The organism is Rhodoglobus galactosidasius, assembly GCF_054957775.1.
In genome coordinates, this window is sequence record NZ_JBQIAV010000010.1 from 58,031 (window position 1) to 75,966 (window position 17,936).

Below are 17,936 nucleotides of genomic sequence, written 5' to 3' on the forward strand. Positions count from 1 at the left end.
CCCAACAGGTGGAGTATAGAGAGCATGGCAAGCAAAGCACTCGATGGTTTGCGCGTGCTCGTTCCACGCGGAGGCAATTGGGGCGACAGCGTCGCAGCATTACTGAGGGATCACTCAGCAATTCCGGTGATCGCACCGCTCATCAATTTCGCACCCTCAGAGAACGTCCCCGCGCTCGCTAACGCGTTCCACGAACTCAATGATGGTCAGTTTGATTGGATCGCAGTCACGAGTGCGACCACGGTCGATGTGTTGAGCGTCAGCGGTGTAAAGATCCCGAAGAACACCAAGATCGCCGCCGTGGGTGAGACTACGGCGGGTGCGTTGAGCCTAGCCGGGCATCGAGTGGATTTCGTTCCTGAGTTGGATAATTCTGGTCGCGGCCTCGTCAAAGAGTGGCCCGACCGCACCCCAGGTCTTCGCGTGCTGACGCCGCAATCCAATCTCGCCGACACTACGCTGCCAGACGGCCTCGGGGCGCTCGGCATCGACGTTGTCAGTGTCTCCGCGTACACCACGGTCGGTGTGCCGGTGTCTGACAAGGTGCGTGAGGATGTTGCATCCGGTCGCATCTCTGCAGTGCTCGTGAGTTCGGGGTCGGTCGCCCGACAGGTGGCAGAACAACTGGCGCCGCTGCCCGAAACCACCATCGTGGCGTGCATCGGCCCCCGCACAGCATTCGATGCTCGTGCTGCCGGCCTCACCGTGCACGTGATCGCCGAAGACCGATCGAGCCAGTCTCTCGTCGACGCTCTTGCGGAGTATGTGAGCCGCTAGCCCAGCGTCAGAGCCAGCACGAGGAAGATGATGCCCAGCAACGGCGGAACTCCCTGAATGGCGGCAGCACGTGCCATCTTCGGCTGAGATGTGATGAGCACGACGGAGGCGAGCAGCATGCTGAGCGCCGCAAACATGGCCAGGGCGATGCCTGCCGACCAGAGGTTGAGCGAGCCCATCATCACGAGTCCGGTTCCGGCTCCGAGTGCGAGAAAAGCGTTGTAGAAGCCCTGGTTGTATGCCCACGGCTTGATGAGCGCAGCCTCTTCTGCGCTGTGCACCCCAAAGGTTTTCTGCACGCGAGCCTGGTGCCACAGCACACTCTCCATGAAGAAAATCATGATGTGGATGAGCGCGGCAAGGAAGACAAAGGCTGAGCCGAGAATGGCCGGAACAGTGTTCATGCTTGAAAGTGTGACACAGCGCTGTCGTGCGTGCTCGTGTTTGGTCGCTTGCGCTCGCTTGCGGTCGCTTACGTCGGCTCCGGTTAGGCGCGCACGTCGACCACCGTGCGGCCACGGGTGCGACCGGCGATGATGTCTTCGCCAGCAGCGATGGTGTCACTCAGCCCGATCACGGATGTGGTGCCGTCCAAGATGCTGAGGTCGAGATCGCGTTCGAGACGATTCCAGGCCTCGAGGCGCAGCTCGCGTGGAGTGAATACGGAGTTGATGCCCACGAGGCTTACGCCGCGCAGAATGAACGGCATCACGCTCGTGTGTAGGTCGCTTGACTGAGCGTTGCCGCACGCGGTCACTGTTCCGCCGTACTGGGTGGCGGCGATCGCGGAGGCGAGGGTCGCGCCGCCGACAGCATCGATGGCACCGTTCCAGCGCTGCTTCATGAGTGCGCGAGGCTCAGCACTGAGTTCGGCGCGATCGATGATCGTCGTGGCGCCCAGTTGACGCAGGTAGTCGTGTTCGCTGCTGCGACCGGTCGATGCCGTCACGCTGAAGCCGAGTCGGCTGAGTAGGGCGATCGCGATAGACCCAACACCGCCGGCCGCACCGGTGACGAGCACGTCTCCCGTGACGCCGCCACGTTCGAGGGCGAGCACCGAGAGCATCGCCGTGAACCCGGCTGTGCCAATTGCGGCCGCCTGCTTATTGCTGATTCCTTCGGGCACGGGAATCACCCAGTCGCCGGGAACACGCGCGCGTTCCGCGTAACCACCATGGTGGGTTTCACTGAGCCCACAGCCATTGACAAGTACACGCTGACCAGCACTAAAGCGCGGATCGTCGGATGCCGAAACGACCCCGACAAGGTCGATCCCCGCGATGAGGCGAGACTCGCGAACGATGCCTGGCCTGCCCGTGAGGGCGATGCCGTCTTTGTAGTTGAGACTTGAGAACTCGACATCGATCGTGACGTCGCCCGGCATCAGGATGCTGTCATCCAGTTGCTCAGAAAGCTCGACGTGCGCCGGAGCTTTCGGGTCGGACCCGTTCTTGGTTACTTCGATTCCACGCCACATGCTGCCAGCCTAGGACTACAGGCTGAATATCGCTTTAGCCAAAGAGAATTGATGCCTCGTCGTACCGCGACTGCGGCACCGTGTTGAGCTTGCCCAGGGCATCCTCGAATGCGACGTTGGTGATCTCGGTTCCGCTCAGCGACACCATGCGACCCCAACGACCGTGGATGACCGCGTCGACTGCCGCCATGCCGTAGCGGGTGGCGAGCACGCGGTCATAGGCGCTGGGTGTTCCACCGCGCTGGATGTGACCAAGCGTGGTCGATCGAGTTTCGAGTCCCGTGCGAGCTTCAATCTCGGGTGCTAGCTGGTCGCCGATTCCGCCGAGTCGGGGGCGCCCGAAGGCGTCGAGGCCACGCTCGGAGTGGGCGTCGTCCATGGTGTCGAGGGTGAATCCTTCGGCGACAACGATGAGGGGAGCGCGACCGCGATCGCGAGCGGAAGTAACCCACTCCACGATCTGATCCATGCTGGTCTTCTGTTCAGGAATGAGGATGGCGTGTGCGCCGGCGGCCATGCCCGAGTGCAGGGCGATCCAACCGACGTGACGACCCATTACCTCGGCGACCATGCAGCGGCCGTGGGAGTCACCGGTGGTGCGCAGGCGGTCCATGGCATCGGTGGCGATCTGGGTGGCAGTGTCGAAGCCGAACGTGTAGTCGGTGGCGGAAAGGTCGTTATCGACAGTCTTGGGGACTCCGACAATCTTGATGCCGGCATCCGTCAACCGCTTGGCAGCAGCGAGGGTGCCTTCGCCACCGATCGCGATGAGCGAGTCGACGCCGAGTCGCTTCATGTTTTCGCGCACGGTGTCTACACCGTTGGTGCCCTCGAAGGGGTTGGTGCGCGAGGTGCCCAGGATGGTTCCACCCTGTTTGGAGATGCCCTGAATGTCTTTGCGTTCGAGGGGCATGATGTCGCCTTCTACGACGCCGCGCCAACCGTCTCGGAATCCGACGAACTCTTTGTCGTAGACCTGAGTGCCCTTCAGCACAATGCCACGGATTACCGCGTTCAGCCCGGGGCAGTCGCCACCGCTGGTCAGGATCCCAATCTTCATGCAACTATCATGGCGCATTTTGGCTGTAATCCGAGCCACGGGCTTCAGAACTAGACGATAGCGACTGCTGCGGCGATCGGATGCGCGGCACAGGCTGTGGTCGGTGCGTGTTCGTCGCACACGACAAACTGCTCGCGGCACGACAGAATGTGACAGTTTTCGATTCGCTTGGTGGCTGCACCGCACTGGTAACAGCGACCGATGGCTGGGGTGTCTGCCGTGAAGTCGATCGCCATGCGCTTGTCGAAGACGTAGAGCGATCCATTCCAGAGGCCGGAGTCGCCATATTTTTCGCCGTAGCGAACGATGCCGCCATCGAGTTGGTAGACCTCGCCGAATCCGCGACTGCGCATGAGAGAGGAGAGCACTTCACAGCGGATGCCGCCAGTGCAGTAGGTGACGATCGGCGTGTCTTTGAGGTGGTCGTACTTGCCACTGTCGAGTTCGGCGACGAAGTCGCGGGTGGTGTCAACATCCGGAACTATCGCATCAGTGAACTTGCCGATCGCGGCTTCGATGGGGTTGCGGCCGTCAAAGAAGGTGACGTCTTTGCGGGCAACGAGCTCGTGAAGCTCTTCGGGGCTGAGCTTCGTGCCACCGCCGACGACACCGTTTTCGTCAACCTGAAGTTCGCCGGGAGCACCGAAGCTGACGATCTCGTCGCGCACCTTCACGCTCAGACGTGGGAAGTCGTTGCCGATGCCCTCGCTCCATTTGAAGTCGATGTTTTTGAACGCCGGGTACTCACGCGTTTTGCGGATGTAGCGCTTCACGTCGCGCAGCTCGCCGCCGACGGTGCCGTTCATGCCATCTTTGGAGAGGATGATGCGACCGCCGAGCCCGAGAAACTCACAGAGGTCGCGCTGCCACAACCGCACAGCCTCAGGGTCGGCCAGCGGCGTGAACACGTAGAAGAGAAGGATCTTAGGAACAGCCACGGGGCAAGTTTACGGCTGTTGGCTGGGTGTGGCGGCGGCAGCGCATATCCTTCACGTCTTCACCGGGAGTGTTGATGGCGACTCTCTGAACGCGAACATCATCGCCGACGAACTCGGGGTGAGTGCGAGCAACGTCTACCGTTACCTCGACCAATTGGTCGAGGCGGGCGTGCTGCAGGGATTCAAGATCCACCGCCAGGGACGTTTCTGGCGGGTAGACGAAATCCTTCGAGCGCTCGACGCGTTCGCGGCTCGAGCTGGTCGCCGTGACCGGACCTGACTCATTCGTTTACTCCTTAGTCCGCGGGTTCGCTCTCTCTGTAGTTCCAGAGTGCGCGTGTGTCCTCACGCTCGGCGAGCATTGAAGCGTACTGCTGACGAAGGTAGCTCGGACGGGTGAGGTCTCGTGCGACGAATTGCCAATAGGTCAGCTGCGCTTCGGGGAAAAGCTGGGCCCAGAGGTGAGCGGCGTACAGGCTACTCACGACCACGATGGTCACCACGAACGCCATCGCGGCGCCGTAACCTACCCACGGTGTAAGTTCTCGGTTCGGCTGAATGTTGGGCCAGACCACCAAGTAGGCGATCAAAACGAATCCGCTCACCATCGGCAATGCGCGCATCCGGGGCACGGTCGCGAGCGCCTGAAAAATTCCCAAGCTGGCACCCAACGATGTCATTACGAATATCCACATCATGAGTGAAACTCTACGTCAAAGGTGGCCCACGTTCTAGATGCCACGACTCGGTGGAGTTGTGAGTTTGTGAGAGCGCTCTCTTGACAATTACAGCGACAGTCCCCTAACGTAACTCTCACACTTGTGAGAGCGCTCTCGCAGAATTTCAGCAGAGCTCTCCGAGGATCACCACATCCCATCCAGGCACCACCCGCACACACAAAGGAGTGACCGTGAAGCGTTTCCCGCGCACAAAATTCGTCGTCGTCGTCGCCGGCGCAGCATCCATCGCCCTCATCACCACAGGCTGTTCGGCAGGCACCGACTCAGCTACGTCGGCCGGTGGCGATGTCACACTGACCGTCGCCACGTTCAACGAATTCGGTTATGACGACCTCTTCGCTAAGTACGAGGAGGCAAACCCGAACGTGACGATCAAGCACAAGAAGGCCGCAACGACCAACGAGGCACGCGACAACCTCACGACTCGCCTCGCTGCCGGCAGCGGACTCAGCGACATCGAAGCTATCGAGGTCGACTGGTTGCCTGAACTCTTGCAGTACTCCGACCAGTTCATCGACTTGGCTTCCGCCGATGTCGACGGTCGCTGGCTGGACTGGAAAGAAAAGGCAGCGACGGATGCCGACGGTCGTCTCATCGGCTACGGCACCGACATCGGTCCAGAGGCTGTTTGCTACCGCGCAGACCTCTTCAAGGCAGCTGGCCTGCCCACGGATCGCGCCGAGGTTGCCGACATGCTCGGGACTAGCTGGGACAGCTACTATGCTGCCGGCGAGAAGTTCGTCTCTGCTGGTACGAACGTCCCCTGGTTCGACTCCGCCGGAGCAACCTGGCAGGGTGTCGTCAACCAGATCCCGAACGCCTACGAGGAAAATGACGGTACCGTCATTGCCACCGAAAACCCCGAGGTTCGCAAGGCTTATGACAGCGTTCTCGCCGCCAGCAGCTCGCTTTCAGCGCACCTCTCGCAGTGGAGCGATGACTGGACCGCCAGCTTCCAGAATGACGGCTTCGCGACCATGCTCTGCCCAGGCTGGATGCTCGGCGTAATCTCCGGAAACGCTGACGGCGTTGCCGGGTGGGACATCGCTGACACGTTCCCCGGTGGCGGAGGCAACTGGGGCGGCTCGTACCTGACCGTACCGACCCAGTCGAAGAACCAAGAAGAAGCCCAAAAGCTCGCAGCTTGGCTCACCGCCCCTGAGCAGCAGCTCAGTGCGTTCGCTTCGAAGGGAACCTTCCCGAGCCAGATCGACGCTCTTGCGAGCGACGAACTTCTCGGTGCCACGAACGAGTTCTTCAACAATGCGCCGACCGGTGAAATTCTTGCCAACCGGGCCGCAGCCGTTGACGTAACACCGTTCAAGGGCGCGAAGTACTTCGCGATCAACGATGCCATGCAGCAGGCGATCACTCGGGTTGAAGACGGCCTGATGTCGGCCGACGAGTCCTGGGCACAGTTCGAGACTGACGTGAAGTCGCTTGGCTAAGTAGCGACACTTCGGTGGTCGGGCCTCGGGCAAGTCTCGACAAGCTCGACCACCGATGCTCGACCACCCGCGCCACACCGCAGGCGCCGCACCACCGGCGCTCGACTAGAGCGCCCACCACCGCGCCCCACGACCGCGAAACGTAAGGACAACCGATGACCGCCGCGATCGACGTGGATGCCCGGAGCATCCGCCGCATTGCCCTCAATCACCGTCTCAGCCGGTGGGATGTGCGCTTCTCTCCTTACCTCTACATTTCGCCCTTCTTCATTCTCTTCGCACTGGTCGGGCTGTTTCCTCTGCTGTACACGGCGTGGGTCTCGGTGCACGACTGGAACCTGATTGGCGGTCAGGGCGAGTTCGTCGGCATCGATAATTACGTCACGGTGCTCAGCCAGTCGTACTTCTGGACCTCGCTGCGCAACACCTTCAGCATTTTCCTGTTCTCCAGCGTTCCGCAGGTACTCCTCGCGATGGGCATCGCCGCGTTCCTCGACTACAACCTGCGCGCAAAGACTTTGTGGCGCATGGGTGTACTACTGCCCTACGTCGTCGCCCCTGTCGCGGTCGCCCTCATCTTCAGCAACCTCTTCGGAGACCGGTTCGGGCTGATTAACGAAATTCTTGGCGGCCTTGGCATTGACGCAATCCGCTGGCACGTTGATGTCATCCCGAGCCATCTTGCGATCGCCACCATGGTCAACTTCCGTTGGACCGGCTACACCACCCTCATCTTCCTTGCCGCCATGCAGGCCGTTCCCCGCGACTACTACGAGGCCGCGATTATCGATGGGGCTAATCGGCTGCGCACCTTCTGGTCGATCACCGTTCCGCTGCTGCGTCCCGTGATCATCTTCGTCATCATCACCTCGACAATCGGCGGACTGCAGATCTTCGATGAGCCGCGGATGTTCGACCAAGCAGGCCAGGGCGGAGCCAACCGTCAGTGGCAGACGCTCACCCTCTACATTTATGAGCTCGGCTGGGGCCAGCGCAACTTTGGCCGTGCATCGGCCGTGGCCTGGCTGCTCTTTCTCGTGATTATCGTGATCGCCATTCTGAATTTCGTGATCACCCGCAGGATTGCCGGCTCCACCGAACGGCGTATCCGTACGAAGGGCAACCGATGAATAAGAACCGTCAGGGCGGCGGCCACGACCGGCGCCCGGGATTCTGGGTCTACGGAATCCTGATCGCTGTGCTCTTCGGCTCAGCGTTCCCCATCTGGTGGTCGTTCTTGATCGGCAGCCAAGACGCTGCTGCAATCAATCAGAACGGCATCAACTGGATTCCGGGCGGCAACTTCATCGCCAACGCCGCCAAAGTGATCGACACCATCCCGTTCTGGACCGCTCTGATGAACAGCATCATTGTCTCGTCCAGTGTCGCGCTCAGTGTCGTGGTGTTTTCGACTCTCGCAGGCTATGCGTTCGCCAAGCTGAAATTTCGCGGGCGGGAAGGCCTGCTGATTTTCGTCATCGCGACTATGGCCGTGCCGACGCAGCTGGGCATCGTTCCTCTGTTCATCGTCATGTCTCGCCTCGGCTGGACGGGAAGTCTCTGGGCTGTCATTGCGCCAGCCATGGTGACCGCATTCGGCGTGTTCTGGATGACCCAGTACCTGCGCGATGCGCTTCCCGACGAGCTCATTGAAGCGGTGCGAATGGACGGGGCGTCGATGATCGGTAGCTTCTGGCACGTTGGTCTCCCCGCCGCGCGCCCGGCCGCAGCGATGCTGGCGCTGTTCACCTTCATCGCCACGTGGACGAACTTCTTCTGGCCGTTCATCGTGCTCGACCCCGGCAACCCGACGTTGCCCGTCGCGCTGCAGCAGCTGCAGGCCGCGCACTACGTCGACTACTCGCTCGTGCTCGCCGGCGTCGTGCTCTCGATCATCCCGCTGATCCTCGTCTTCATCTTCCTCGGCAAGCAACTGGTTGCCGGAATCATGCAGGGCGCGGTCAAGGGATGACCATGCAGGAGTATTCGACAGTGACTAAGAATGAGAACATGACTACTACCGACCCCCGCGCCTTCCCCGCAGGATTCCTCTTTGGTGCGGCTACGGCTGCCTACCAAATTGAGGGCGCGACCCACGAGGATGGTCGAACAGATTCGATCTGGGATGCATTTAGTCGCGTTCCTGGGGCCGTGATCAACGGAGAAAGTGGCGAGATCGCGTGCGATCACTACCACCGCTATCGCGATGACGTGGCTCTGATGAAGGACTTGGGGTTGCAGACCTACCGCTTCTCAACGTCGTGGTCGCGCGTGCAGCCCGACGGCGGCCCGGTCAATCCGAAGGGGCTCGACTTCTATTCGCGCCTCGTCGACGAACTGCTCGCTGCGGGTATCAAGCCGTGGCTGACCCTGCACCACTGGGACCTGCCCCAGGCGCTCGAAGATAAGGGTGGCTGGGCCAACCGCGACACGTCATTCCTCTTCCGCGACTATGCGCTCAACGTGCACGATGTCCTCGGCGATCGCGTCGATGTGTGGACGACGCTCAACGAACCCTGGTGCTCCTCCTTCCTCAGCTACACGGCGGGTGTTCACGCGCCCGGCAGACAGAGCAAGCAGGCAGGGCTCGTCGCTGGCCATCACCTCCTGCTTGGACACGGTCTCGCTGTCGAAGCGCTGCGTGAACGCGACCCGAAGCTCGAACTCGGCATCACTCTCAACCTGACTGTTGCCAAGCCCGTCGATCCTGCCAGCCCCGGCGATGTGGATGCTGCCCGTCGCATCGACGGACAGTTCAACCGATTCTTCCTCGACCCAATTTTTCGCGGAGCCTACCCCGACGACCTGCTTCAAGATGTTGCGGGCCTGGGTCTCACCGACGTCATTCACGACGGAGACCTCGACCAGATTAATCAACCGATCGACGCCCTGGGCGTGAATTATTACCATGGCGAGTTGGTGAGCGACCGGCCAGCCGAACATCCACTGCTGGGTGAAGCCCCCACCGACCGGGCAACAAGTTCCCCGTTCCCCGCGGCCGACGGCGTCTTCAACCACCCGCAGGGACTCCCGCTGACCGCAATGAACTGGGAGGTGCAGCCCGACGGTCTGCGCGAACTGTTGGCTCGCGTCGATAGCGAATACGCTCGGCCGGCAGGTACGAAGCTCTACGTCACCGAAAATGGCGCCGCCTACGATGACACCGTTGATGCGGATGGCGGGGTGCGGGATGTCGAACGCACCGAGTTCCTCCGGTCACACTTGGGGGCGATCCTTGACGCCATCGATGAGGGGGTCGACGTGCACGGCTACTTCTACTGGTCGCTGCTCGACAACTTCGAGTGGGCGTGGGGCTACGAGAAGCGCTTCGGTATTGTGCGGGTCGACTACGAAACGCAAGAACGCACGATCAAGGACAGCGGTCTGGCCTACGCGAAAATCATCCGCGACCGGGCTCTTTCCTAACGGGCGAGCCTGCACTATGGAGAGGGCACCTCGTGTGCACAAATAGACTGGGGTCATGACAACCTCAGTGCGCCAGGAGCGCCCCGCGCAGCCCACCTTGGAGATGGTGGCTGCAGAGGCAGGGGTGTCGCGGGCGACTGTGAGCCGAGTGGTGAATGGATCGACAAAGGTGAACCCGGAAATCGTCGCCGCCGTGAACACCGCGATCGAGCTTCTCCACTACATGCCCAACCGAGCCGCTCGCTCGCTTGCCAACCGCCGAACCCAGGCACTGGCCCTCGTCGTACCCGAGGACATGACCCGATTCTTCGGGGACCCGTACTTCGCGGCGATCGTTCAGGGGATCACTCGTCGGCTCGATGAGAGTGACTACACACTCAACCTGCTCGTCGCCTCAAGCGACCCTCGGCATAAGACCATGCGCTACCTGCGTTCGGGCAGCGCTGATGGGGCCCTAGTCATCTCGCACCACACAGGCGATGACTTCGTGGCCGAACTCGAAACAACCATGCCGGTCGTATTCGGTGGGCGCCCCGAGGATGATGACGACACGGATGCGTATTTCATCGACGTTGACAACGCCGCGGGCGCCGAGACGGGCACCCAACACTTGCTCGACATCGGTCGTCGTCGTATCGGCTCGATCACCGGACCAATCGACATGTCCGCCGGCATTGACCGACTTACTGGGTTCCTCCGCACTCTCACGCGTGCTGGTCTCGCCACGGATGCCATCGAGCACGCCGACTTCTCGGTCGCCGGAGCTGCGTCAGCCACCCGCAAGCTGCTTGAGCACTGCCCTGACATCGACGCCCTGTTCGTAGCGAGCGATCTCATGGCAACAGGCGTGCTTGATGTTCTGCGCGAGCAGGGGCGCGCCGTGCCGCGGGATGTGGCCATCGTGGGATTCGATGACAGCCCGGCTGCGGCATCCGCCGCCGTGCCTCTCACGACAGTGAGTCAGCCGTCTGAAGAGATGGGCTTCGCCATGGCAGACACACTGCTGCGGCTGCTGAGTGGAGACACGACCGTTCCGCACCGCACCATCATGCCGACGTACCTTGTGGTGCGCGACTCCGCGTAGGCCAGCAGCCTCGCGCGGACCGACCGCGTTATGCAGCGCGACCGCAAATGCGTTATCGGAGGCACCGAGTACTCTCCAAGCAATGAACTTTGCGCTCGCCACGGACCAGCCCGTGCGCACTCGCTTTGCGCCCGTGCGTGCGGTTGATGTGCGCGCAACCCTGCAACCGCTCAAGCGCGGTGCTGGCGATCCGACGATGCGAGTGGATGCCACGGGAACCTGGCGAACGATGCTCACCCCCGCAGGACCGGCGACTTTGCACCTCGTGCAGCAGCAGTCGCAGGTGGACTGCACCGCGTGGGGCGCCGGAGCTGAGTGGGCGATCGAGAGTGTTCCCGAGCTGTTGGGGGAGGGCGACAACTGGAGTGATTTCGATATCTCCACGCTCCCGTTCGCCGCCGAGGCGCAACGCCAGAACCCTGGCCTGAGGTTGACCCGGACCAAGCTCGTGTTTGAGGCGCTCGTGATGGCCATTCTTGAGCAGAAAGTCACGGGCATTGAGGCGAAGCGGGGGTGGCGCATCCTCGTCACTAAGCACGGTTCGCCCGCTCCGGGGCCTGCGCCGACCGGAATGCGGGTTGTGCCGCCGCCGAAGGGCTGGGCCCAGATTCCGTCGTGGGAGTGGCACCGTGCGGGAGTCGGACCTCAGCGTTCGGCAGCCGTGATGCGCGCGACTCAGGTTGCGGCATCCTTGGAGCGCACCGCCGACTGGGGCCGTGGCGGGGCGCGAGTTGAGAGCGCGTTGCGGTCAATCGTGGGCGTTGGCGTGTGGACGGCCGCCGAAACCATGCAACGCTCCCATGCCGACCCCGATAGCCCCAGCGTTGGCGACTACCATCTGGCTGCGGTCGTGGGTTGGGCGCTGATTGGCGAACCTGTTGATGATGACCGGATGCTCGAGCTCCTGGAACCCTGGCGCGGCCACCGCCAACGCGTCGTGCGACTCATCACGGCATCCGGCTTTCGCAAGCCCATGTTTGGGCCGCGGATGACGATTCAGGATCACCGGGGGCACTAGCGGTGAGCGTGCGCGCAGCCTAGAGCGCTGGGTCCTTCTTCAGCCGAGTTGCATTCGCCCTGCCGAGGCTTGCGGCCTTCTATTCATGAATCTAGTTAGTTCCGGTGCCAGCGGAACGCTAGTATTTTCTGAACAATCTGTATAGAATGTTCACGAAACATCCGTATTCCGCTGTCGACAGAACAGTGGTGATCCCCGAACGAGGTACTCATGCAGGACAGCGATCCCCAGTCGACCACAGAAGTCGTCCGTCGCGCTGTGGCGCTAGTTGTGGATCGATTGCCCAGCGGATGGAAAAGTGTACCCGGCACTGAGACGCGAGACACTGCAGGCCCGCGGGTCGATGCGTCCATTTGCATCACAGCGCCAGATGGCAGGGAAATCACACTCGTCATCGAAGGCAAGAAAGTGGTGGATCGCCGTGACGTTTCCCAGATTGCCGAACGGATACGGGCGATCAGCGGTCTAGGTGATGTGCCAGTACTCGCCGGTCGCTATCTCTCGCCCCCGGTTCGCGAGGCCCTCACCGAACAGGGAATCTCCTACGTTGATGCCACCGGTAACATGCGCATCACCGGCGCATCACCCGCGATCTACCTTGCCGACCGCGGCGAGGATCGAGATCCATGGCGTGGTACCGGCCGTCCGAGAGGGACACTCAAAGGTGACCCAGCCGCACGGGTCGTGCGCGTGTTGCTCGACTATCGGCGGGGATGGCGCATACGTGATCTCATCGAAACGTCGGGCGCATCAACCGGGGCGACCTACCGTGTGCTCGACTACCTGCAGCTTGAGGGACATGTTGAGAAGCAGGGCGACGAGTATCTCGTGGAGAACTGGGAGATGCTGCTGCGCGCATGGAGCAAAGACTCCCCACTCTCCACAACGAATCGTGTGGCGCAGTTCCTCGAGCCGCGCGGTGTCGAAGCGCTCGAAAAGAGATTGAGTAACGGGCTGGATCAACGATATGCAGTGACAGGTTCCCTCGCCGCCCAAGAATGGGTTCAGTATGCACCGACTAAGGCAGCCTACATCTATGTTCCGTCTATCGAATTGGCTGCTACGGAATGGGGCCTCCGCCCAAACACGACGGCACCAAACGTTTTCCTGGTAGAACCTAAACAGCCCAATGACGTCGTCTTCGAGAACACGAAAAAGGGTACAAACGGAATCACCCTCGCCGCGATCACGCAGGTCGCCTCCGATCTTCTCAACGGACCCGGCCGAGAACCAGCCGAAGGCGAAGCATTGATCGAATGGATGCAAAAAAACGAAAGTGAGTGGCGTCATGGCTAATGAAGTGGTGATGGCGCGAACCGCACTCCTCGACGCGCTCGAGGCACTGCACGAGCATCTCGATGCGGTGATCCTCGTTGGGGCACAAGCCGTTTACCAGCACACCGGAGATGCGAAAGTTGCCCTCGCCGAGTTCACGACCGACGGCGATCTCGCTATCGACCCGGACCTTCTGGGCAGCGATCCCCTCATCGAGGACGCAATGATGGCTGCAGGCTTCAGCGCAGACCCGCGCGAAAGCGCCGTTGGAACGTGGCTCGCTGGCAACGGGGTTCCGGTGGACCTGATGATTCCGGATGCAGTCGCGGGCTCTGGTCGACGCAGCGTCAATGCGCCACCCCACAACTCGAAGTCGATGCGACGTGCGAGGGGTCTCGAAGCCGCACTCGTTGACAACTCAAAACGTACGCTCGAAGCGCTCGATCCCGCCACAGACTCACGCAAATTCGTCATCTCGATTGCCGGACCAGCGGCATTGATCGTCGCGAAGCTGCACAAGATCAAGGATCGAATCGGTGTTCCCTCACGCCTCGACAATAAAGATGCTCACGATATCTACCGGATGCTGGTCGCCATAGAAACAGAACTATTGGCCCGCGATTTCACGACCCTTCTCGCGACACCAATCAGCGAACCGACAACTCGTGAGGCTGTGGAACTGCTGCGGGTGCTGCTCGCCGATGGACCGGATGCTACTGGTAGCCGGATGGCCGGCGCAGCCGAAGAGATCGTTGGCGATCCTGTTGCGGTGTCTGAGAGCGCGAGCCTTCTGGCACAGGATCTGCTGGATGAGCTTGATGTGATATCGCGGGAACTCCAGGCCGCACCATAAACTGGGAATATGACTGGCAGCTCAAGCCGACGGCCGAGACGTCTCTCGGCGTTGGCGCCAGAGCGCGAGCCCCAATTGGCGTTCCCGCCTAGCGGTAGCGCCCTGATCGGTCCTGTCGAGGCTCCGGGTCTTCATGTGATGACCTACAACATCCGTCGCTGTATCCCGAAGCTTATGCCGCGCAGCCCCGACCTCTGGAAACACCGCCAGCCCCTGCTGAAACGTCTACTTACCGCCGAGCAGCCGGTGCTGCTCGGCGTGCAGGAAGCCCTCTTCCATCAGGCCAAGTTTGTGCGTCAGGCGCTGGGGGAGCATTATCGCTCGATCGGATACGGTCGAGAAAAGAACACCGGCGGCGAAGGTTGCCCCATCTTTTATGACTCGCGGCGCCTGCAGGTAGTCGAGTGGCGACAGACCGCACTTTCCGACACCCCCAATGTTCCGGGCTCGACCTCCTGGGGTAACCGCACCCCCCGCGTCGTGGTTGAGGCGATCTTCCTTGACCTCGCCACCGGCATCCAGCTCCAGGCCGTGAACACCCACCTCGATCACAAATCTCGAACCTCGCGGCTGCGCTCCGCCGACGCACTGAGAAACATTGTGCAGGCGTCACCACATCCCACGATCATGACCGGCGACTTCAATACGGATGCTGACACTGACCCGTACGATGCGCTCACCGGTCAAGGTTTGCTCGTCGACACGTGGGACACGACGGAGAAACGTCTCACGCAGGTGTGGGGGACGTTCCCCAACTATGGCCCGCCGAGGCATGACCGTAAACGGATCGACTGGATTCTCGCAACGCCCGGCATCACCACGGGGAAAGCGGGCATCAACGTCACACGGTACGAAGACGGGTGGCCCTCGGACCATGCGCCGGTGCAGGCCGTGGTGCGACTTACCGGGGATGAATAGGGCAACTCACTAGAGGTTCCGCACAAACGATTTACAGAGTCGATCACGATTCACATAATGTGATGACGTGAACCTGATCTTCCGCACCATCTTTCATCGCATCCTCAGCCCGCGTCGTTCGCCGTTGGGCGTCAGGGACGTCGGAAGTCTGTCGTTTCGGGTGCTGCCGACCGATATCGATGTACTGCGCCACATGAACAACGGTGTGTACTTCTCGATCATGGATCTTGGGCGCATGGACCTGCTGATTCGCGCCGGAAGCTGGCAGAAGCTCTCAGCCAAGGGTTACTACCCCGTGATGGCTAATGAGACCATCAGCTTTCGCAAGTCTCTTGACCTGTGGAAGAAGTTCGATCTCGAGACGCGCGTTGTTGGCTACGACGAGAAGGCTGTCTTCGTTGAGCAGCGATTCGTTGTTGAGGGCCAGGTCTATGCGCAGGCGATGACCCGCGCGCGGTTCTTGAAGAAATCAGGCGGCACAGTAAGCGTTGCCGAACTGCTGGAGACCATCGGATGGGATGCCCCGGCACCCGCAATGCCCGACTGGGTTCAGGAGTGGGCCAACCATGTTGCGCTGCCCGTCAGTCGCGTTGAGGCCCCCAGCGTCTGGGAGTAGGCGCGCCGAGACCTCTCTCACGTGGATCTCATTCGGGCAGCGGTAGCCTCAGGCGAGAGGGGGCGGCATGAAGGTGTTGATCATTGAGGACGACGTGCGCCTCGCCGACGTGATTCGGCGCACCCTCGGCGAGGCAGGGTACGCAACCCACGTCGCCCACGATGTGCCGGGCGGTATCGAGGCGTTCGAAGTAGATGCCACCTACGATCTCGTGGTGCTTGATCTGATGCTTCCCGGGCCGGGCATCGCCACCGATGAACTCGGCGGCATGAAGGTATGCCGACGCATCCGTGAAATCGACACCAGCGTGCCTGTGCTCATGCTCACAGCGCTTGACGGGATGCGCACCAAAGTTGAGGGGCTCGACGCGGGTGCCGACGACTACCTCGTGAAGCCGTTCCACCTTGTCGAGTTACTCGCCCGGGTGCGTGCGCTGCTGCGGCGCTCACCGCAGGCGCAGTCTCCGGTGCTTTCCGTGAGTGGTGTCACACTTGACGCATCGACTCGCACCGCAGAGCGTGATGGACGGCGTATTCAGCTCACGGCCAAGGAGTTTGCCGTGCTTGAGTACCTCATGCGCAACGCTGGACGCATCGTCAGCAGCACCGAACTCATCGACCACGCGTGGGACAGCAACTACGAAGGATTTAGCAACGTCGTGCAGACGTACATTCGCTACCTGCGTCAAAAGCTGACAGCCGGGGGCGAACCAGATGTGATCGAGACGCGGAGGGGATCGGGTTACGTGATCGAACACAGCGCGACGGACCAGCAGTCAGGGTTGGGTTCATGATCTTCCGCCGCGCAGTCCGCCTTCTCACCCTCGCCTATACCGCGGTGCAGCTTGTGTTGTTCGGGGCGTTTGCGCTCGCCGTGTACTTCTATGTGATCGGCACCTTCGATTTCGACACCGCCGAGGTACAGGGTGAGGGCGGTTTGGCGGGCGCCGAGCAGGGATTCGAGACGCTCAGAAGCGCTCTGGTCGTGATCTACGCGGCGCTAGTGCTGGTCGTTCCGATCTCCAGTTGGTTGATGGCGCGCGCGGCGATCGCCCCGGTACGTCGCAGCTACGAACTACAGCAGCGGTTCGTCGATGGGGCCTCGCACGAAATGCGCACCCCGCTCGCGGTTGTCCAAGGCGAACTCGAACTCGCACTCACCCGTTCGCGCACGCCCGCCGAATATGAGCGGGCGATCCGTGTGGCTGCTGACGCGACCGCCGGGTTGGTTCGGCTCACGAACGACCTCCTCCTACTCTCGCGGGGGGATTCGAACGAACTTGCCGAGTCATTTACCGAGGTCGAGATTGACGTTCTGGTCGCAGAGGTCGTTACCGAGGCATCCGCTCGACAGCCCGCCCTTGCACCCATCACCGTCGATCCGGCAGTGGGTGGGCTCGGAACTGAGCCCACCAGCGTGCGAGCACGTGGCAGTGAAGAGTTGCTGCGCCGAGCGATCAGCAACCTCATTGACAACGCGCGCAAGTTCACCCCAGCAGAAGGGACGGTGCGCGTGAGCGCCCACGTGCTCGGCACGAGCGCAGTCATCGAGGTTCGGGACACTGGAATCGGGATGTCTGCCGCCGATCTCGCCCACGCCCGCGATCGCTTTTGGCGCGCCGATGCTGCTCGCAGCCGCGAGGGACACGGTCTCGGGCTCGCGCTCGTTGACGAGATCGCCCGTGCACACGGTGGGAGTCTCGGCATCCGCTCCGAGCTGGGCGTCGGCACAGTGGTGACTCTGCGGATTCCGCTTCGCTGATCGTTAAGCGTCGCTAACCTCCCGCTTCGCTGACATCAACGGCGCCTTGCCTGTGCCGTGCCTGACGACTTTGTGACTCTCATCTTGATCTCACGGCCAGATTCGTAACGTTGTTGTGTGGCCGCAGTACCGCTGCCAATACCAACGAAAGGATCAACTCATGGAGAAGAAGACCAAGGCAATTGGTGGGGCAGCGCTCGCGATCGTGCTGGCACTCGCCGGGGGCGCGACGCTCACCGCAGCAGCACAGGCTCCACAACCCACCAACCAGGTGCAGCAGACCGACAACGGCACCGACGACGGCATCGAGGACGGCACCAGCGATGGCGAAACTGCCGACGATGATGCCATCGAGAACGAGACGACTGACGGCGAGACCGCTGACGACGGCGTCGAGGACGGCACTAGCGACGGCGAGACCGCTGATGATGGCCCCGGCGCCCAGAATGAAGACACTAGCGACGACGTAAACGGCGTTGAGGTCGAAGACGGCACTGCCGACTAACCTCCAGGCTCAGCGTCTTGCGGGCGGGTCGCACCTTCGG

Annotated in this window: 20 protein-coding genes; 15 read left to right on the forward strand and 5 right to left on the reverse strand. The window is 61.6% G+C overall.

Annotation, left to right across the window (positions count from 1 at the left end):
- Window positions 1-24 precede the first annotated feature (24 nt).
- On the forward strand, window positions 25-777 hold the full coding sequence (locus ACTJJW_RS12745) for a uroporphyrinogen-III synthase (protein ID WP_462645219.1): 753 nt from the start codon (window positions 25-27) through the stop codon (window positions 775-777).
- Here ACTJJW_RS12745 and ACTJJW_RS12750 read toward each other — a convergent pair.
- The 4 genes from ACTJJW_RS12750 to trhO all read right to left on the reverse strand — a co-directional run bounded on the left by ACTJJW_RS12750 (window position 774) and on the right by trhO (window position 4,252).
- A complete protein-coding gene (locus tag ACTJJW_RS12750) occupies window positions 774-1,181 on the reverse strand; it encodes a DUF1304 domain-containing protein (protein ID WP_462645221.1) in 408 nt (135 codons plus the stop codon). The two genes, ACTJJW_RS12745 and ACTJJW_RS12750, sit on opposite strands and share 4 nt — an antisense overlap.
- An 83-nt stretch (window positions 1,182-1,264) precedes the next feature.
- A complete protein-coding gene (locus tag ACTJJW_RS12755; RefSeq protein ID WP_462645223.1) occupies window positions 1,265-2,254 on the reverse strand; it encodes an MDR family oxidoreductase in 990 nt (329 codons plus the stop codon).
- 34 nt (window positions 2,255-2,288) lie between these two features.
- Window positions 2,289-3,314, reverse strand: a complete 1,026-nt coding sequence (locus ACTJJW_RS12760) for a 6-phosphofructokinase (RefSeq protein WP_462645225.1) — start codon at window positions 3,312-3,314, stop codon at window positions 2,289-2,291.
- Window positions 3,315-3,364: 50 nt separating this feature from the next.
- The gene (gene trhO / locus ACTJJW_RS12765) at window positions 3,365-4,252 is read right to left on the reverse strand and encodes an oxygen-dependent tRNA uridine(34) hydroxylase TrhO (RefSeq protein ID WP_343923292.1); all 888 of its coding nucleotides are present in this window, start codon (window positions 4,250-4,252) and stop codon (window positions 3,365-3,367) included.
- A 28-nt stretch (window positions 4,253-4,280) separates the two neighbouring features.
- Here trhO and ACTJJW_RS12770 point away from each other — a divergent pair, with 28 nt between their 5' ends.
- On the forward strand, window positions 4,281-4,532 hold the full coding sequence (locus tag ACTJJW_RS12770) for a helix-turn-helix domain-containing protein (RefSeq protein WP_462645227.1): 252 nt from the start codon (window positions 4,281-4,283) through the stop codon (window positions 4,530-4,532).
- A 16-nt stretch (window positions 4,533-4,548) separates the two neighbouring features.
- Here ACTJJW_RS12770 and ACTJJW_RS12775 read toward each other — a convergent pair whose 3' ends face one another.
- Window positions 4,549-4,950: a hypothetical protein gene (locus tag ACTJJW_RS12775; RefSeq protein WP_462645229.1), complete on the reverse strand. Its 402-nt coding sequence runs from the start codon at window positions 4,948-4,950 to the stop codon at window positions 4,549-4,551.
- A gap of 212 nt (window positions 4,951-5,162) precedes the next feature.
- Here ACTJJW_RS12775 and ACTJJW_RS12780 point away from each other — a divergent pair, with 212 nt between their 5' ends.
- From ACTJJW_RS12780 to ACTJJW_RS12840, 13 genes are all read left to right on the forward strand, one after another.
- Window positions 5,163-6,440 carry an ABC transporter substrate-binding protein gene (locus ACTJJW_RS12780; RefSeq protein WP_462645231.1) on the forward strand — a complete coding sequence of 426 codons (1,278 nt, stop codon included), beginning with the start codon at window positions 5,163-5,165 and terminating at the stop codon, window positions 6,438-6,440.
- A 155-nt stretch (window positions 6,441-6,595) separates the two neighbouring features.
- On the forward strand, window positions 6,596-7,570 hold the full coding sequence (locus ACTJJW_RS12785; protein ID WP_462645233.1) for a carbohydrate ABC transporter permease: 975 nt from the start codon (window positions 6,596-6,598) through the stop codon (window positions 7,568-7,570).
- Window positions 7,567-8,412: a carbohydrate ABC transporter permease gene (locus ACTJJW_RS12790; protein WP_462645235.1), complete on the forward strand. Its 846-nt coding sequence runs from the start codon at window positions 7,567-7,569 to the stop codon at window positions 8,410-8,412. The genes ACTJJW_RS12785 and ACTJJW_RS12790 overlap by 4 nt, the downstream gene beginning before the upstream one ends.
- A 38-nt stretch (window positions 8,413-8,450) precedes the next feature.
- Window positions 8,451-9,866 carry a GH1 family beta-glucosidase gene (locus tag ACTJJW_RS12795; protein WP_462645237.1) on the forward strand — a complete coding sequence of 472 codons (1,416 nt, stop codon included), beginning with the start codon at window positions 8,451-8,453 and terminating at the stop codon, window positions 9,864-9,866.
- 55 nt (window positions 9,867-9,921) lie between these two features.
- Window positions 9,922-10,950 (forward strand): LacI family DNA-binding transcriptional regulator, encoded by a 1,029-nt coding sequence (locus ACTJJW_RS12800; protein ID WP_462645239.1) that lies wholly within the window; start codon window positions 9,922-9,924, stop codon window positions 10,948-10,950.
- An 82-nt stretch (window positions 10,951-11,032) separates the two neighbouring features.
- Window positions 11,033-11,968, forward strand: coding sequence for a DNA-3-methyladenine glycosylase family protein (locus ACTJJW_RS12805; protein ID WP_462645241.1), 936 nt, complete (start codon window positions 11,033-11,035; stop codon window positions 11,966-11,968).
- Between the two features lie 210 nt (window positions 11,969-12,178).
- On the forward strand, window positions 12,179-13,264 hold the full coding sequence (locus tag ACTJJW_RS12810; RefSeq protein WP_462645243.1) for a hypothetical protein: 1,086 nt from the start codon (window positions 12,179-12,181) through the stop codon (window positions 13,262-13,264).
- Window positions 13,257-14,096 carry a hypothetical protein gene (locus tag ACTJJW_RS12815; protein ID WP_462645245.1) on the forward strand — a complete coding sequence of 280 codons (840 nt, stop codon included), beginning with the start codon at window positions 13,257-13,259 and terminating at the stop codon, window positions 14,094-14,096. The genes ACTJJW_RS12810 and ACTJJW_RS12815 overlap by 8 nt, the downstream gene beginning before the upstream one ends.
- A gap of 9 nt (window positions 14,097-14,105) precedes the next feature.
- Entirely contained in the window at window positions 14,106-15,014 is a 909-nt protein-coding gene (locus ACTJJW_RS12820) for an endonuclease/exonuclease/phosphatase family protein (protein ID WP_462645247.1), read from the forward strand.
- Window positions 15,015-15,081: 67 nt separating this feature from the next.
- The gene (locus ACTJJW_RS12825) at window positions 15,082-15,630 is read left to right on the forward strand and encodes a thioesterase family protein (RefSeq protein ID WP_462645249.1); all 549 of its coding nucleotides are present in this window, start codon (window positions 15,082-15,084) and stop codon (window positions 15,628-15,630) included.
- A gap of 67 nt (window positions 15,631-15,697) precedes the next feature.
- Window positions 15,698-16,423: a response regulator transcription factor gene (locus ACTJJW_RS12830; protein ID WP_462645251.1), complete on the forward strand. Its 726-nt coding sequence runs from the start codon at window positions 15,698-15,700 to the stop codon at window positions 16,421-16,423.
- Window positions 16,420-17,391 (forward strand): sensor histidine kinase, encoded by a 972-nt coding sequence (locus tag ACTJJW_RS12835; RefSeq protein ID WP_462645253.1) that lies wholly within the window; start codon window positions 16,420-16,422, stop codon window positions 17,389-17,391. Before ACTJJW_RS12830 ends, ACTJJW_RS12835 begins: the two co-directional genes overlap by 4 nt.
- A gap of 160 nt (window positions 17,392-17,551) precedes the next feature.
- A complete protein-coding gene (locus ACTJJW_RS12840) occupies window positions 17,552-17,896 on the forward strand; it encodes a hypothetical protein (RefSeq protein WP_462645255.1) in 345 nt (114 codons plus the stop codon).
- Window positions 17,897-17,936 lie beyond the last annotated feature (40 nt).

Bases quoted from the DNA above. Each gene is read 5' to 3' on its own strand.
- ACTJJW_RS12745 (WP_462645219.1), top strand. From the start codon at position 25: ATGGCAAGCAAAGCACTCGATGGTTTGCGCGTGCTCGTTCCACGCGGA.
- ACTJJW_RS12750 (WP_462645221.1), bottom strand. From the start codon at position 1,181: ATGAACACTGTTCCGGCCATTCTCGGCTCAGCCTTTGTCTTCCTTGCC.
- ACTJJW_RS12755 (WP_462645223.1), bottom strand. From the start codon at position 2,254: ATGTGGCGTGGAATCGAAGTAACCAAGAACGGGTCCGACCCGAAAGCT.
- ACTJJW_RS12760 (WP_462645225.1), bottom strand. From the start codon at position 3,314: ATGAAGATTGGGATCCTGACCAGCGGTGGCGACTGCCCCGGGCTGAAC.
- ACTJJW_RS12775 (WP_462645229.1), bottom strand. From the start codon at position 4,950: ATGATGTGGATATTCGTAATGACATCGTTGGGTGCCAGCTTGGGAATT.
- ACTJJW_RS12785 (WP_462645233.1), top strand. From the start codon at position 6,596: ATGACCGCCGCGATCGACGTGGATGCCCGGAGCATCCGCCGCATTGCC.
- ACTJJW_RS12790 (WP_462645235.1), top strand. From the start codon at position 7,567: ATGAATAAGAACCGTCAGGGCGGCGGCCACGACCGGCGCCCGGGATTC.
- ACTJJW_RS12795 (WP_462645237.1), top strand. From the start codon at position 8,451: ATGACTACTACCGACCCCCGCGCCTTCCCCGCAGGATTCCTCTTTGGT.
- ACTJJW_RS12800 (WP_462645239.1), top strand. From the start codon at position 9,922: ATGACAACCTCAGTGCGCCAGGAGCGCCCCGCGCAGCCCACCTTGGAG.
- ACTJJW_RS12805 (WP_462645241.1), top strand. From the start codon at position 11,033: ATGAACTTTGCGCTCGCCACGGACCAGCCCGTGCGCACTCGCTTTGCG.
- ACTJJW_RS12810 (WP_462645243.1), top strand. From the start codon at position 12,179: ATGCAGGACAGCGATCCCCAGTCGACCACAGAAGTCGTCCGTCGCGCT.
- ACTJJW_RS12815 (WP_462645245.1), top strand. From the start codon at position 13,257: ATGGCTAATGAAGTGGTGATGGCGCGAACCGCACTCCTCGACGCGCTC.
- ACTJJW_RS12820 (WP_462645247.1), top strand. From the start codon at position 14,106: ATGACTGGCAGCTCAAGCCGACGGCCGAGACGTCTCTCGGCGTTGGCG.
- ACTJJW_RS12830 (WP_462645251.1), top strand. From the start codon at position 15,698: ATGAAGGTGTTGATCATTGAGGACGACGTGCGCCTCGCCGACGTGATT.
- ACTJJW_RS12835 (WP_462645253.1), top strand. From the start codon at position 16,420: ATGATCTTCCGCCGCGCAGTCCGCCTTCTCACCCTCGCCTATACCGCG.
- ACTJJW_RS12840 (WP_462645255.1), top strand. From the start codon at position 17,552: ATGGAGAAGAAGACCAAGGCAATTGGTGGGGCAGCGCTCGCGATCGTG.